The sequence below is a fragment of the Corynebacterium sp. HMSC055A01 genome, from assembly GCF_001809405.1.
GTDB lineage: Bacteria > Actinomycetota > Actinomycetes > Mycobacteriales > Mycobacteriaceae > Corynebacterium > Corynebacterium hesseae.
In genome coordinates this window covers 126,900-141,043 of the sequence record NZ_KV797521.1, presented here as the reverse complement: position 1 = coordinate 141,043, position 14,144 = coordinate 126,900, and the positions used below count along the sequence as shown (strand labels likewise).

Here is a 14,144-nt window from a genome sequence, read left to right as displayed (position 1 = left end):
CTGCCCTACCGCAGCAAGGTGTGGGCCCGCATGTGCTTGCTACTGCAGCGCAGAGGTCAGGCGCATGACGTTGTCCACGTAGCGGCGCAGCAGTCCGCGCTCGTTCCACTCCTCGAGGGTGAGCTCGTGGCAGACCTTCTTGTAATTCCTGGCCAGCTGGGTGAAATTCTCGATGAGGTCGCCCTTGGCCACCAGCATCGTTGATTCATAGTTGAGGCCGAAGGAACGCATGTCCATGTTGGAGGAACCAAACATGCACAGTGGATCGCGCTCCGGAAGATTCGGGTCCGCCAGGATGAACTTGGAGTGCAGCACGAAGGGCTCGGGGAATTGGAAGATCCGCACGCCAGCCTCCAGAAGTGCTTGGTAGTAGGAGGACTGCGCGTGGTTGACCATGAACTGGTCCGCCTTCGCTGAAACCAGGAGCTCCACCTCAACGTCGCGGTAGCACGCGGTGGTGACCGCTTCCAAGAGGGACTCGTCCGGAATGAAGTAGGGCGAGCAAAGGATGAGCTTCTCTTTAGCGTGGTGCACCACCGAGTTGAACATGCGCAGGTTAGGTTCCGTGGTGTAACCGGGCCCGGAGGGGACCAACTGGAGGTGGTTGGAGTCCGCCGTCATAGCGTCGTCATAGGGCTGCATGTCCAAAGACAGCTGCTCCTCCGATTCCAGGTACCAATCCACCGCGAACACCGAGGCCAAGGACGTCACCACAGGGCCGGTCATCTCGACCATGTAGTCGATCCATGCGCGGTCCTTCGTCTTGTATTCGCGCTTAATCATGTTCATCGAGCCCAAGAAACCCGTGTGGCCGTCAATGACCACGATCTTGCGGTGATTGCGCAGGTCCGGGCGGCGGAAGCGGCCCTTGTGCAGCTGCAGCGGAAGCATGAGCCGCCAATCGACGTCAATCTCGGTAAGGCGCTTGCCCAGCGTGAAGTAACCCTTGTATTTCAGGCTGCCAATCTGATCCAGCAGCAGCTTGACCTCCACGCCGCGCTGGCGGGCGCGCGCGAGGGATTGGAAGAAGACATCGGTCACCTCATCCCAGGACTGGATGTAGATTTCAATGAGCACGTATTTCTCAGCGCGGTCCACCGCACGGGCCATGGCCAGGATGGCCTCCTCATAGGAAGCGTGCAAGCCCTTGTTATGCCCAATCAGAGCCGGGTGCCCGGTGAGGTTGCGGTTGAGCTGGATGAGGGATTCCACCTCCGGGGAGAGGCGCCCGGAGGGGTGGTTGGGGGTGGAGGCGGTGACGTCGTTAAGCAGTGCGTTGGCCTCTTGCTGGATGCGGTGGCGCCGGCGGTTGATATAGGGCGAGCCCATGAGCAAGAACAGGGGCAGGCCTACGATAGGCAGCACCAGAATGGCCAGCAGCCAAGCGGTGGAGCTAGACGGGCGGCGGCCTTCGGGGACCACGCCGATGGCGATGATTTTGATGCCGTAGTCAATGATCAGCAGCACAAGCTGCCAGACGGAGAGATCGATGTTGAGGTTCATGGCAGGCTAGCGCACCGATGCGAAATCGGGGACATCGAAATCTGCGATCAGTGGCACGTGGTCGGAGGTCTTGTCGCCGGCGCGCTCAACCATATCCACCTGGGCACCTTGGACCAGGTGTGCAAGCGGCTCGCTGGCCAGCTGGAAATCGATGCGCATGCCCTCGTTCTTTTGGAAGCGCAAGGACTTGTAATCAAAGTAGGTCCAGCGGTCTTCCTCGGTGAAGCGGCGTGTGACCTCCTCAAGCCCGGCCTCCTCCAACATCTGGAAGGCCGCGCGCTCCGGTTCGGTGACGTGTGTTTTGCCGCGGAAGAGGGACATATCCCAGACGTCCTCATCGCGCGGAGCAATGTTGAAGTCACCCGTGAGCAAGAGTTTCGACTGCGCGCGGGTCTCCACATAGCGTGCCAGCGCGTAGAGGAAGTCCAGCTTGTAGTCGAAGTGGCGGTCCGTGATCTCGCGTCCGTTGGGAACGTAGAGGGACCAGATCTCAATCCCGCGGATGCGGGCCGATACCGCCCGGGCCTCGCGCGCTTGCTCCTTGGCGGTGTCCTTGTGGAACCCCGGCTGACCGGGGAAGAAGGTCTGGACCTTCTCCGGCTCCTCCTTAGACACAATGGCCACGCCATTCCACTGGTTCAGCCCGTGGCAGGTGACGTGGTAGCCGGCCTCTTCAAAAGGCTCACGGGGGAACTTTGCATCCGCCACCTTGGTTTCTTGCAGGCAAAGCACGTCGATGTCGTGCTTTGCCAGAAGATCCACCGCGCGCTGCGGGCGGGTGCGAACGGAGTTGATGTTCCACGAAGCTATGCGCATGTAGTTTAGGGTACTTGAGGCAGGCGGCGGGCGTAACGGTGGCGGTGCTGCTCTAAGAAGCCGAGCTTCTCATAGAGCCGAATGCCTGCCGTGTTGTGCGCTACGACCTGCAGGTAGGCCTTCTCCGCGCCCTGTGCCTTGCCCCAGGCCAGCATGTGCGCGCCCAGCGCGGTGCCCAGGCCCTTGCGGCGCCAGCCTTCGGCCACCTCCACGGCGGAGTAACCCAGCCACACGGTGCCGTCCCCGGATTCGGTGAGCGTGCCGCGCGTAATAGCGATAGTTTCGCCCGCAGGGGAGAGGAGACGTCCGAAGCCCATCGTGCCCTCGATGTGGCTGCGTAGGTACTCCAGTGCCAGCGGTGGCAGAGCTTGGCCGCGGAAGTGGTAGAGGTTGAGCCACTCGGAATCGGGCTGCTCATCGATGGCGAAGTGGACGTCGGAAAGCACGGGCAGCTCATCCAGGTCTCGGACCATCACCAGGATTTCCGGTTCGAGCTCCCACGCTTCGGGCTGCGCCGCCACGAGCTTCTCAGCAGACTTGCCGATGCGCTCCGGGATGGCCAAGCACACCGGAAGATCGTGGCGCGCATAGTAGGCTTCAATCTCATCGAAAGGCACCGGCAGGAAACCCGCAGAAGGTCCCAGCGGCACCGCCGAATTGGAGCGGCCCGTCACGCCATCGCCCGCGCGCATGAGCCACTGGCCATCGGAGGTCCACGTGTGCTCCTTGCCCGGGAAGGCGGCTGCGGTGGCCACCTCCACGGCGCGGATATCGGAATTGCGCACCGTGCGCGGGGAGAGGCGCTTAATAATCTTGAGCTGCTCCGGCGGAATCTCTACTGCGTCGAGTGAAGACGGGTAGCCGCCCACCTCCTGTGGACGGATGACCAGCGGATCTACGCTGAGCACGTGGCCGATGACATCGCTGTGCACGCCGCCGAAATCGCGCCGGGCCACCACGCGCTCGCCCACCTGGACGGCATCGGAGCGGAAGATGCGGGACATTAGTCCTCGTGCCCGAAGGGGTCTTCGTCCTCGCCCGGCAGCCAGGTAAGCCCGGCTTCGGTCCAGCCGTTGCGCTTAATGGCCTTCTTGGCCTGGCGCTTGTAGCGGCCGGTAAGCACGTCGGTGTAAACGAAGCCGTCGAGGTGGCCGGTTTCGTGCTGCAGCATGCGCGCGAAGAAGCCATAGCCCTCGATGGAGATGTCCTCGCCCTTTTCATTCTTGCCGGTCACGCGGGCCCAGTCGGCGCGGCCGGTGGGGAAGCCCTCGCCCGGAACGGAGAGGCAGCCTTCGTCTTCGGAGCCGTCGTCAGCCGGCATGGTTTCCGGAATCTCGGAGGTCTCCAGCACCGGGTTGATCACGCAGCCGCGCCGCATGCCGCCTTCGGGAAGCTCGGTGCCATCTGGCCCGTCGGTGTCGGGGCAGTGGTAGACAAAGAGGCGCTTGTTCACGCCGATCTGGTTTGCGGCTAGACCGACCCCGTGCGCGGCATCCATGGTTTCGTGCATGTCTGCGATGAGCTCCTGCAGCTCGGGGGAGTCGATGGGCTCGGTGACCGGATCGGTGGGGTTGTGGAGGACCGGGTCGCCGTGGATAACGATGGGACGAATAGTCATGGAATACAGTTTAAGCATGCATTCCCTGTCAGACCTAGACGCCGCGATTTTGGAGTTCGAGTCCCACGCCCCGCGCGATATCGGCGCGAAGGAGGAGGCCATCCGCACGCAGCTGGACATTACTCCGGTGCGCTATCACCAGCGCCTCAATGTGCTGCTCGACAACCCCGCCGCGCACGCCTCCTACCCGCTGCTGGTCACCCGTTTGCGCCGGCTTCGCGACGCCCGCGAGGACATCCGGCGCGCCGCACGCGACAATGCGCCGGACTAGGGCCCACAGATACTAGAGTGACCAATGTGACTAATGTGAATCCGGAAAACTCTGCCTCGTCCGCTGACCGCGCGCGCCACGCCGCCGAGTCCGACTCGGCCGCCGCCCCGGCCTCCGCTAGCAAGCTCCCGCTGCGTGGTGTCGCTATGGTGCTCATCGCCGTGGCCGTCATGCTCGGCATGTGGGCTCTCTACGCCATGACCTCGGATAGCTCCGAGGACACCGCCCAGGACGCGCCCGCCAACGACGCCGCCGTGTCCGGACCCGCCACCGGTGGCGCCGAGGGCGACGCCCATACCGGCGGCGCTGCGGGCGAAGCCGACAAGAATAAGGACGCCGACGAGAACGAGCGCCCGGCTGATGCCGACGCTGACTCGGAGAACGCTGCTGAGGCCGGCGCTGAGCATGGTGAGAACGCCGAGGCCGGTGCACCCGCAGGCAATGCCGATCGCCCGCAGGCGGAGATCCCCGTCAACGTTTACAACAACTCCGGCCGCGTCAACTACGCCGCCGATGAGGCTGAGCGCCTCAAGCGCGAAAAGTTTAAGGTCGCCGAGGTAGGAAACATCAGCGATGAGGTCCTCGTCGCACCGAAGACCACCATCTTCTTCCCGCAGGGTGATGCCGCGGCCGAGAACCTGGCCAAGGAAGTCGCCGCCCAGTACTACGGCGGCAACGTTCCGGCGGAAGCCATCGCGCCGTACCCGGCCGAGCTGACCGGGGATTACACCAAGGGCGATGCCGTCGTCGTGGTCCTCGCCGTTCCCCAAGCCTAGGGAATAAAAACTTATTAAATTCACCCTGTTGGTGGATAGGATGAATGGGTGAATATTCCGGAAGAGAACTTCGCCCGTTCGCCCGAGCCCACGCTGGGTGTCGAGTGGGAAGTTGCCCTCGTTGACCCCGTGACCTGGGATCTCGTGCCGCGCGGCGCCGAGCTTATCGACGTTGTCCGCGCCTCCCACCCCTCCGTGCACCTGGAAAAGGAATTCCTCCAAAACACGGTGGAGCTGGTAACCGGGGTGTGCCGGACGGTGCCGGAGGCGATGGGGGACCTTCGGGCGTCGCTCAGCGCAGTGCGTGAGGCGGCCGATTCCATGGACGTGCGCCTGTGGGCCTCGGGTGGGCACCCCTTCACGGACTTCCGGAAGAACCCCGTCTCCGCGAAGGAGAGCTATTCCGAAATCATCAACCGCACCCAGTACTGGGGCCAGCAGATGCTGCTGTGGGGCACGCACGTGCACGTCGGCATCAGCCACGAGGAACGCGTGTGGCCCATCATTAATGCGCTGATGACGAAGTACCCTCACCTGCTGGCCATCTCCGCGTGCTCGCCGGGGTGGGAAGGGCTCGATACCGGCTATGCCTCCAACCGCACGATGCTCTACCAACAGCTGCCCACTGCGGGCATGCCCTACCAGTTTGAGAACTGGGAGCAGTGGAAATCCTACATGCGGGACCAGGCGATTTCGGGTGTCATCAACCACACGGGATCGATGCACTTTGATGTTCGCCCGGCCTCCAAGTGGGGCACGGTGGAGGTGCGCATTTCCGACGCCGCCTCCAACCTTCGCGAGCTCTCCGCCATCGTGGCGCTGACGCACTGCCTGGTGGTGCACTATGACCGCATGATCGACGCGGGCGAGAAGCTGCCGACTCTCCAGCCGTGGCACGTGGCGGAGAATAAGTGGCGCGGTGCGCGCTATGGCATGGACGCGCTGGTCATCACCTCGCGCGAGACCGATGAGCGCTGGATCAAAGACGAGCTGGCGGATCTCTTGGTGGAGCTGGCCCCGTTGTCCGAGGAGCTGGGCTGTGCCCGGGAGCTGCAGCTGGTGCAGGAAATCATCGATTCCGGGGCGGGCTATGAGCGCCAGCGCCGCCTGTACGAGGAGACCGGCAGCTGGCAGAAGGTGGTCAAGGCCACCGCGGATGAGATGGAGCAGCTCTTGCCGCTCTAGCCTGAGTACCGAACGATCAATCAAGGCCCGGAAACTGATGGTTTTCCGGGCCTTACTTGATCGAAACGTCCTTTTGGGAAGCTGCCTCGCCTCGACGAGGACGTTTCGATCAAATAGTGCGCTAAAACGGGCGGGTTTTGCCCCCTTATTTGATCGAAACGTCCCCTAGCTCTCCGCCACCGCGCGCTTGCGCGGCGCGACGAAGCCCCACACCGCGTAGACGGCGATGAAGGCAACGCAGGACAGCGTCCACAGCGAGGTCGCCCACGGCTGGAAGGACTTGATCGCATCGAGGTTGGCCGTGGACATGGTGAACCACACTGGCACCGACATAAACGGCAGCGACACCACGAACAGTGCCGCCACGGAGGCGAGGCCGGCGAGTTGCTCGCCGAACTTACCGGACAGGCGCGCGCTGAGCGCCTGGTTGACCGATACGAAGACCATGACCACGAAGGGGATGGTCCACACGAAGTGGTGGTACCACGAGAAGGGGGAGACCAAGCAGGTGCTCAGGCCCGTCAACGCGAAAGCCGCCGAGCGGTTGCCGCGCAGGTATGCGGTGCGAAGCGCCAGGCAGGTAAGCGCAAAGACCACGATGACCGCCAGCAGCCACCAGATGCCGCCGTCGACGCCTAGAACGCGGTACATGAGCGAGCGCAGCGACTTCGCGCCGGGGTTGGCGTGCTCGCCCACGCGGGAGGAGTTGAACATGGCGTCGGTCCAAAAATCCATTGCATCGGGCACGAAGAGGAAACCGAGCACGACGGTCACCAGGAAGGTAATGACCGCCCCCGCGGCGGCCCACCAGCGCTTCTCAAAGAGCAAAGCCAACCCCATATAAGCCGGGGTCAGCTTGATTCCCGCGGCCAAGCCAATACCCACGCCCGGCAGGCGGCGCTTAATCGGCAGGAAATCTAGGGCCACGAGCAGCATCAAGAATACGTTGACCTGCCCGTAGTACAGCGAGCCGTGCATCGCCTCATTCGCCGGGGTCAGGGCGGTGAGCAGCACCGCTACCAGGACGGCCGCCGGGGTCACCTTCATGCCCCGCTCACGGAAGATCATGATGATGATCGCCAACACCGCCAGGAACATGAGCGAGGGCCACATAAAGGTCAGCGCACCCTTGCTGAAGAAGGGCAAAACCTTAAACAGCAACCCCGCAAAGGGCGGGTACGTGAAGGGGAACTCGAAGATGTAGGGGGCGTCGTAAAGCAGGCCGCCCGCGTTGAGGTCTTCGCCCGCCATGCGGTAGATGGAGAGGTCGAAGGGGAGGATATTGATGAAGGCATGGGGCCCATCGAACTGGCTGAACTTGTACACCATCACAGCGATGCACAGCGCGAGGACAGTGCATATCGTTGGTACGCCTTGCAGCTTCTTCACGTCGACTCTCCTCGGATGACCACCAATTATTGCCTTTTGCAGCCTATATTAATTCGCCCTCATTTCCTGGGAGAAGGCGCCCGTGTCCCTACTTTCGGCGCATGGAACGCGCGGCAGGGGCCTCATTGCGCAGCATTGACTCCGGCGGGCCGTACAAGCCCTCACGGCGGGCGATGCGCGTGGTTCTTTGCGCGGTCACCGGGCTGGTGATCATGGCGAAAAGAACAAGCAGCACCAGGATGCCCAAGTCGCCGCGCTCAGCAACGCTGAAGCTCTCCGAACCCGTCACCTTGATGATGGCACCCAAAATCGTGAAGATGAGCCCGGTGGTTTGCGGTTTGGCAATGGCGTGCACGCGCGCCATCGTGTCCTTAAAACGCGCCACTCCAATCGCGGCCGCCAAGGTGAGTATCGAGCCAAGGAGAATGAGGATGATGGAGAGGATATCGGCAACTACTGCATAACTCATGAGTCCCTCTTCCTAAAGCGAGTAACGGAGACCGTCGAAATGAATCCGAGGAGCGCCACCACCAACATCGCGTTGGAGACCGTCGTGTCCAGCGTCCAACAGATGTAGGTGGCCAGGGCGCATTGGAACATGGCCACGAGCCCGTCCATCGCGATGAGCCGGTCGAGCGAGTTGGGCCCGATGACGATGCGCCACGTGGTGATGAGGAAGGCCACCACGAGGAAGCCCGCGGCCACGGTGAGCAGGATGTTATACACGTCAGTATCCATCAGGGGTGGCTCCTTTCGAAGATGGCAATCATATCGGCCTCCAGCTTGCGCACCGCGGCGATCTCACGCTCCAGGTGGGCTTCAGAATCGGCGTCGAGGAGATGGATGGTGAGCATGCGGGTCGCAATGTCGATATCGGACACCGTGCCGCCCGGCTGCAGGTTGTACAAGCTGACCGCCAGCGCCAGAACGAACTCATTCTCCACGCGCATCGGGAGCCTGACAATCGCGGTCTTCGGCACCTCCTGCGGGCGCACGGCCAGCCAGCCCACCTTGATGGAAGCTTCCATGAGCTCTATAAACCACTGCGCCATGAAGACAATCAGCTTGCCCCAGCTCACCGAAATCCCCGCCACGGGCATCGCCGGCAGCGGCAGCGCGAAGACAATGAACAGGCTGGCAATCAGCCCGCCCACCAGGTTCGCCACGGTGACTTCGCCCATGAGCATGCACCACATGACGATGATCCACACCATGAACCACGGGCGGAAGCGGTGCTTAATTCCGGAGAATCTCATCGCGAAACCTCCTTTTCTTCCTTATCCACGGAGGTGGGCAATGCAGGCGTGGCGCTTGGCGACGTCCTCGTTGTCGGCGCCACCGGCTCCGGATCCGGGAGGGGCTCGCTGCGGTTCTTCCGCGAATCGGCGCCCTCCTCGTAGCGTTCGGCGGGGTCCAAGTGCCGCGTTGGGTCCTCGGCGGAATCCCCCAGCACGGCGTAGCGGTAGATGGAGTCATCCTGCGCGGACGTCGCCGCGCGGGTGGTAACCCCGGAGATGGGGCCGGCGAGGAAGGTCATCGATACTGAAGCGATGACGAGCAGGGACGTGGAAGCCAGCATGCCGAAGGGTACGCGGCCGACATCGGCGCGCTCCTCCAATTCGACGTACTCGGTGACCTCCCCGAGCGGGGAGGGCCGCGCCATGGCGAGGTTGCCTTCGGGGGCATCCCTGCGATCACGCAGGAAGCCCTTGGCCCACACGAGGATCATGACGTAGAGGGTCAGCAGCGAAGTGAGGACAGCGCCGCCGATGAGGACCCACGACATCCAGGAACCCTCGTTCGCGCCGGCCTGAATCAACATGATCTTGCCCAGGAAGCCGGAGAAGGGCGGGATGCCGCCCAGGTTCATGGCCGGGATGAAGTACAAAATGGCGATGAGCGGTGCGGAATAAATCAGCGAGCCCAAGCGCCGCAGCGAAGAGGTGCCGGCTTGGCGCTCGATGAGGCCCACCACCAGGAAGAGCGCGGTCTGCACCAGAATGTGGTGCACAGCGTAGAAGATGGCGCCTGACAAGCCCTGCGCGGTTCCGAGGGCAACGCCAAAGATCATATAACCGATGTGGCTGACCAGCGTGAAGGACAGTAATCGTTTGATATCCGATTGGGCGATGGCACCCAAAATACCCACGAGCATCGTGGCCAGCGCGACCCACATAAGCAGGTTATCTAACCCACCAGCGGTGAAGATGGAGGTGCGCGCGCGGATGATGGCGTAGACACCGACCTTGGTGAGCAGGCCCGCGAAGACTGCGGTGACCAGCGAAGGTGCGGTGGGGTAGGAGTCCGGCAGCCAGGCGTCCAGTGGGAAGACGGCTGCCTTAATGCCAAAGGCAATGAGTAGCACGGCGAACACTGCGGAGCGGGTGCCCGCCGGGATATCTTCCATGCGGATACCAATTTGGGCCATGTTCATCGTGCCCACCGCGGCGTAGATATAAGCCAAGGCCAGCACGAAGATGAGCGAGGAGGCCATGGAGACCATGACATATCCCACGCCCGCACGCACGCGCGCAGGCGAGGCGCCGAGGGTCAGCAGCACATACGAGGCCACGAGGAAGATTTCGAAGCCCACGTAGAGGTTGAACAAATCACCGGCCAGGAAGGACACGTTCACGCCCATGGTCAGCAACATGTAGTTAGGCAGGAATACCGCCACCGGTTCGTCCTTGGTGCCGTCGCGCACGCCCTGCGAGATGGCGTACCACATGACGGAGAACAGGACGACGGAGGAGGTAAAGAGCATGACCGTGGACAAACGGTCCGCCACGAGCGTGATGCCCACCGGGGCGTCCCAGCCGCCCACCTGGAGGGTCTGGATGCCGGTGGTATCCGCGATGAAGATCAGGGCGGCGTTGACCCCGGCCAGCGTGAGCAGGGAGAAGAAGGCGATGCGGCGCTGCGCATGAGCATTGCGCGCAAAGAGCATCGCCAACGCGGCCGCCAGTGCGGGGATGATGATCGGAAGGGGAATCAGGAAGCTAACGTAGGGCAGCAGCAGGTCCACCAGGGGTGAGATAGTTTCACTCATCGGTGGCCTCCTTCACGGGAGCCTCGAAGAACTCGGGGCCAAACTTATCGCCTTCCTTGGTGTTACGGCCGGTGGTCGGATCATTGGAGGCATCGTGGTCGGGGGCGGCCGAGGCATTGCCCGGGCGCGAGGCAATCGCCGCGATGGCGGTGTCCTCGGTGTCATCCTCAATCACGTCCGCGGTGCGGTAGCGGTATTGGCGGTAGGCCAAGGTGAGGATGAAGCCGGTCAGCGCCATCGAAATGACGATCGCGGTGAGGATCATCGCCTGGGCCAGCGGATCGGCGATTTCCTCGCCATAAGGCAGGGAAGTCCGGCCGTCGATAGGCGGCGAGCCCGCCTTGCCGCCGGCCATGAGCACGAAGAGGTTCGCGCCATTGCCCAGCAACAAGATGCCGAGCAGCATCTTGGTCATGGCGCGGTCTAGCAACAAGTACACCCCGGCGCCGCAGAGTACGCCCGCAGCGAGTAGGAGCATGAGGTTGGCATCCATTAGGCGCGTCCTTTCTCTGCAGTGGCAGTGGTTTCTTTCTCGTTCGCCCGGCGTGCCAGGGAGCGGGCGCGGTCGCGGGCGCGTTGCTTACGTATCTCTTCTTCCTCATCGAGCTTGGCGCCCAAGGAGGACAGGACGTAGAGCGTGAGGCCGACGACGATGAGGTAGACGCCGGCGTCGAAAATCAGCGCCGAAGGCAGGGATACATCACCGATGAGTGGCACCCCGACCTTCGTGTACCCGGTGGTCAGCGGCGGGTAGCCCAAGAGCATCGGGGTGATGACTGCGCTGAGGGAGAGCAGCAAGCCGACCGCCATGGTGCGGCCGCCGTCGAGAGGCAGCGCCTCATCGAGCTCCGCGCGCCCGCCGGCCAGGTAGCGCAGAATCAGCGCCAAGGCCGCCACGAGGCCGCCGGCAAAACCGCCGCCGGGGGCGTTGTGGCCGCCGAAGAAGAAGTACAGGGAGAGCACCATCATCGAGGGGAAGAGGATGTGGGTGCTCACGTCCACCATGAGCGAGCGGTTGAGCGCCTTCTCTGATTCCACGCCCGCGGCCAGCCAGCGGCGGCCGGTGACCTGCAAGGTCGGGCGGCGGGAAGAGCGGGTGAAACTCTGCGTGCGGTAGATCAGTGAGGCGATTCCCGTCGCCGCGATGATGAGCACCGTGATTTCGCCGAAGGTATCCCACGCGCGCAGGTCCACGAGCAAGACGTTGACCGTGTTGGCGCCGTGGCCGATCTCCTTGGCCAATTCCGGCATGTACTGCGAGATGGGTTCCTCGCGCCGGGCGTTGATGGCGAACATGCCCACCACGGTGACGGCCAGGCCCACGCCCACCGCCAGCCACGCGCGCAGGCGGCCGGATTTGGGGTCCTGCTTCCACTCGGTATTCGCCGGCATGCGGCGCAGCACGAGCATGAAGAGCACCATGATGATGGTCTCCACGAGGAGCTGCGTCAGCGCCAAGTCCGGCGCGCCGTGAAGCGCAAAGATGAAGGACAAGGCGTAGCCCGTCGCGCCGACCAGGATGACGCCGGAGAGGCGGTTATCCAGCACCGTGGCGGCGATGGCGGCGATGATGATGACCACCGCGGCGATGGCCTGCCAGGGGTTCTCGGCCACGATCATGTGCACGTTGGTGAGGTCGCCGCGGATGAGCATGACGATGGGCAGCACCATGAGCGTGGCAAAGATGACCGTGAGGTTGAACTGCAGCGAACCGCGCTGCGTGGAGGCGGTGATGCGCAGGGAGAGTTGGCGCAGGGCGTTGATGACGGCGTCGTAGGAGTCATCGGCCGAGCCCAAGGCCGGGTAGGTGAACTGGGCCTTCGCGAGGGCCTGGCGCTGCCAGTGCAGGAGAGAACCGGCCACGATGATGAGCACGGAGAGCAGCAACGGGATGGTAAAGCCATGCCACAGCGCTAGTTCGGAGGCCTGCTCCGCGCCAAAGGTGTTGTCCAGGTGCTGCGCGATGCCGTGGGACAAGGGCAGCGGCAGCAGACCAAAGAAGATGGTCAGCAGAGTCAGCACCGTCGGCGGGATCCACAGGAAGGGGCCGATGTGGTGCATATTCGCTACTGCCTCAGAGGGCTCCTCCTGCCCCTTCGAGGAGAACGCACCCCAGAGGAAGCGCAGCGCATAGGCCATGGTCAGCGCGGAGCCGACGACGACCGTCACGAGCAGCATGTTGCGCGGCATGCCGACCAAGAGCTCCTCGTGCATAATCGCCTCGAGCGTGGCCTCCTTGGACACAAAACCCAGCAGCGGCGGGATACCGGCCATCGACATCGCGGGGAGGATGGCCAGGATGTACAGCGCGGGTTTCTTCTTGCCCAGGCCTGCCAGCTTGTCGATGTCCCTCGTGCCCGCCGAGTGGTCGATGGCGCCGACGATCATGAAGAGTGCTGCTTTGAAGAGGGAGTGCGCGAAGGTCAGCGCCAGGCCTGCCTGCATGGCCTCGCGGGAGCCGATGGCGATGATGGCGGTGATAAAACCCAGCTGCGAGACGGTGCCGTAGGCCAGAACCAGCTTTAGGTCACGCTGCTTGAGCGCCATCCAGCCGCCGAGCAGCATGGTGAAGGCACCCAAGGGGATGACCACGAGGTGCCAGGTGGGGATGTCATGCACCGAGGGTGCTAGGCGTGCGACGAGGTAGATGCCGGCCTTCACCATTGCTGCGGAGTGTAGGTAGGCAGAGACCGGGGTCGGCGCGGCCATGGCGCCGGGCAGCCAAAAGTGGGCGGGGGCGATGGCGGATTTGGAGAGCGCACCGCAGAGAATCAACACGATGGCCACGGTGAGGAAAGGCGTGTTGGCCAGGTCCTCGGTGGCGGCGATATCGCTGAAGGACCACGCACCGGTCTGGCGGCCGAGGAGGGTAATGCCCACGAGCATGGCCAGGCCGCCGAGGACGGTGACCATGAGTGCCTGCTGCGCTGATCGCCGGGATGAGGCGCGCTCGCCGTAATAGCTCACGAGGAGGAAGGAAAGCAGGGAGGTGATTTCCCAGAAGACATAAAGCAGCAGGAAATTATCGGAAATGACCAGGCCATACATGGCCGTGGCAAAGCCCACCATCTGGCTACCGAAGAGGGCAAGGCGGCGCCGGGAGTGGTCGAAATAACCCCAGCAATACAGCAAGACCAGCGCGCCCACACCCAAAATGATGAGGCTGAACAGCGCGGAAAGCGCGTCCATGCGCAGGTTAATCGTTAGGTGCGCGGCGGGCATCCAGTCGAGGTCATACGCCAGCTGGTTGCCGTCGCGCAGCGTTCCAGTGGTGAGCTGTTGGAGCACCCAAAAGAAGCCCACCGCGGGCACGACGGCAAGGAGGCCGAAGGCGCGGCGGCCGAGATAGAAAAGGAGGAATGGAGCGACGATGGTAGTAAGTACCAAGGCGCTGAAGAGAGTGAGCACGAGGTTGCGGTGGCGTCCTTTCCTTGTCGGGGACTGGGCAAACCCCACCGCAGCGGCGGGCGTTCACTAGTGCTCACGATACAGTCTGAAATCCCAATTTTCACATTTTCGTTTCATACAGTTATATCT

14 protein-coding genes are annotated in these 14,144 nt (G+C 63.0%); 3 read left to right on the top strand and 11 right to left on the bottom strand.

From position 1 onward, the window contains the following. Window positions 1–39: 39 nt before the first annotated feature. From HMPREF2604_RS01110 to HMPREF2604_RS01095, 4 genes are read right to left on the bottom strand one after another with little or no spacing between them, the layout of a single operon-like run. Window positions 40–1,503 (bottom strand): phospholipase D-like domain-containing protein, encoded by a 1,464-nt coding sequence (locus HMPREF2604_RS01110; RefSeq protein WP_070562443.1) that lies wholly within the window; start codon window positions 1,501–1,503, stop codon window positions 40–42. 6 nt (window positions 1,504–1,509) lie between these two features. Then, window positions 1,510–2,319, bottom strand: a complete 810-nt coding sequence (locus HMPREF2604_RS01105; RefSeq protein ID WP_070562440.1) for an exodeoxyribonuclease III — start codon at window positions 2,317–2,319, stop codon at window positions 1,510–1,512. A 5-nt stretch (window positions 2,320–2,324) separates the two neighbouring features. Then, window positions 2,325–3,323, bottom strand: coding sequence for an N-acetylglutamate synthase, CG3035 family (locus HMPREF2604_RS01100; RefSeq protein WP_070562437.1), 999 nt, complete (start codon window positions 3,321–3,323; stop codon window positions 2,325–2,327). After that, entirely contained in the window at window positions 3,323–3,937 is a 615-nt protein-coding gene (locus HMPREF2604_RS01095) for a peptide deformylase (protein WP_070562492.1), read from the bottom strand. Before HMPREF2604_RS01095 ends, HMPREF2604_RS01100 begins: the two co-directional genes overlap by 1 nt. Window positions 3,938–3,953: 16 nt before the next feature. On the opposite strand from HMPREF2604_RS01095, the gene HMPREF2604_RS01090 reads away from it, so the two are divergent. From HMPREF2604_RS01090 to HMPREF2604_RS01080, 3 genes are read left to right on the top strand one after another with little or no spacing between them, the layout of a single operon-like run. Next, window positions 3,954–4,208: a DUF3263 domain-containing protein gene (locus HMPREF2604_RS01090; RefSeq protein WP_070522640.1), complete on the top strand. Its 255-nt coding sequence runs from the start codon at window positions 3,954–3,956 to the stop codon at window positions 4,206–4,208. Window positions 4,209–4,234: 26 nt separating this feature from the next. Beyond that, window positions 4,235–4,984: a LytR C-terminal domain-containing protein gene (locus tag HMPREF2604_RS01085; RefSeq protein ID WP_070562489.1), complete on the top strand. Its 750-nt coding sequence runs from the start codon at window positions 4,235–4,237 to the stop codon at window positions 4,982–4,984. Between the two features lie 48 nt (window positions 4,985–5,032). After that, window positions 5,033–6,169, top strand: a complete 1,137-nt coding sequence (locus HMPREF2604_RS01080) for a glutamate--cysteine ligase (RefSeq protein ID WP_070562434.1) — start codon at window positions 5,033–5,035, stop codon at window positions 6,167–6,169. 165 nt (window positions 6,170–6,334) lie between these two features. On the opposite strand, the gene HMPREF2604_RS01075 is transcribed toward HMPREF2604_RS01080, so the two are convergent. The 7 genes from HMPREF2604_RS01075 to HMPREF2604_RS01045 all read right to left on the bottom strand — a co-directional run bounded on the left by HMPREF2604_RS01075 (window position 6,335) and on the right by HMPREF2604_RS01045 (window position 14,015). Continuing rightward, complete coding sequence (locus tag HMPREF2604_RS01075; protein ID WP_070562430.1) at window positions 6,335–7,558, bottom strand: glycosyltransferase 87 family protein; 1,224 nt, start codon at window positions 7,556–7,558, stop codon at window positions 6,335–6,337. Between the two features lie 88 nt (window positions 7,559–7,646). Then, the gene (locus tag HMPREF2604_RS01070; RefSeq protein ID WP_070522648.1) at window positions 7,647–8,027 is read right to left on the bottom strand and encodes a monovalent cation/H(+) antiporter subunit G; all 381 of its coding nucleotides are present in this window, start codon (window positions 8,025–8,027) and stop codon (window positions 7,647–7,649) included. Then, a complete protein-coding gene (locus tag HMPREF2604_RS01065) occupies window positions 8,024–8,296 on the bottom strand; it encodes a monovalent cation/H+ antiporter complex subunit F (protein WP_010188770.1) in 273 nt (90 codons plus the stop codon). Before HMPREF2604_RS01065 ends, HMPREF2604_RS01070 begins: the two co-directional genes overlap by 4 nt. Beyond that, on the bottom strand, window positions 8,296–8,814 hold the full coding sequence (locus tag HMPREF2604_RS01060; protein ID WP_070562427.1) for a Na+/H+ antiporter subunit E: 519 nt from the start codon (window positions 8,812–8,814) through the stop codon (window positions 8,296–8,298). The genes HMPREF2604_RS01065 and HMPREF2604_RS01060 overlap by 1 nt, the downstream gene beginning before the upstream one ends. Next, a complete protein-coding gene (locus tag HMPREF2604_RS01055; protein ID WP_070562424.1) occupies window positions 8,811–10,607 on the bottom strand; it encodes a Na+/H+ antiporter subunit D in 1,797 nt (598 codons plus the stop codon). The genes HMPREF2604_RS01060 and HMPREF2604_RS01055 overlap by 4 nt, the downstream gene beginning before the upstream one ends. Next, window positions 10,600–11,100, bottom strand: coding sequence for a Na(+)/H(+) antiporter subunit C (locus HMPREF2604_RS01050; protein ID WP_070562420.1), 501 nt, complete (start codon window positions 11,098–11,100; stop codon window positions 10,600–10,602). The genes HMPREF2604_RS01055 and HMPREF2604_RS01050 overlap by 8 nt, the downstream gene beginning before the upstream one ends. Further along, the gene (locus tag HMPREF2604_RS01045; RefSeq protein WP_070562417.1) at window positions 11,100–14,015 is read right to left on the bottom strand and encodes a Na+/H+ antiporter subunit A; all 2,916 of its coding nucleotides are present in this window, start codon (window positions 14,013–14,015) and stop codon (window positions 11,100–11,102) included. Before HMPREF2604_RS01045 ends, HMPREF2604_RS01050 begins: the two co-directional genes overlap by 1 nt. Between the last annotated feature and the right edge of the window lie 129 nt (window positions 14,016–14,144).

Excerpts from the sequence above, each read along its gene's own strand:
- HMPREF2604_RS01110 (WP_070562443.1), bottom strand. The coding sequence starts at position 1,503 with ATGAACCTCAACATCGATCTCTCCGTCTGGCAGCTTGTGCTGCTGATC.
- HMPREF2604_RS01070 (WP_070522648.1), bottom strand. The coding sequence starts at position 8,027 with ATGAGTTATGCAGTAGTTGCCGATATCCTCTCCATCATCCTCATTCTC.
- HMPREF2604_RS01065 (WP_010188770.1), bottom strand. The coding sequence starts at position 8,296 with ATGGATACTGACGTGTATAACATCCTGCTCACCGTGGCCGCGGGCTTC.
- HMPREF2604_RS01055 (WP_070562424.1), bottom strand. The coding sequence starts at position 10,607 with ATGAGTGAAACTATCTCACCCCTGGTGGACCTGCTGCTGCCCTACGTT.
- HMPREF2604_RS01095 (WP_070562492.1), bottom strand. The coding sequence starts at position 3,937 with ATGACTATTCGTCCCATCGTTATCCACGGCGACCCGGTCCTCCACAAC.
- HMPREF2604_RS01100 (WP_070562437.1), bottom strand. The coding sequence starts at position 3,323 with ATGTCCCGCATCTTCCGCTCCGATGCCGTCCAGGTGGGCGAGCGCGTG.
- HMPREF2604_RS01060 (WP_070562427.1), bottom strand. The coding sequence starts at position 8,814 with ATGAGATTCTCCGGAATTAAGCACCGCTTCCGCCCGTGGTTCATGGTG.
- HMPREF2604_RS01105 (WP_070562440.1), bottom strand. The coding sequence starts at position 2,319 with ATGCGCATAGCTTCGTGGAACATCAACTCCGTTCGCACCCGCCCGCAG.
- HMPREF2604_RS01050 (WP_070562420.1), bottom strand. The coding sequence starts at position 11,100 with ATGGATGCCAACCTCATGCTCCTACTCGCTGCGGGCGTACTCTGCGGC.
- HMPREF2604_RS01090 (WP_070522640.1), top strand. The coding sequence starts at position 3,954 with ATGCATTCCCTGTCAGACCTAGACGCCGCGATTTTGGAGTTCGAGTCC.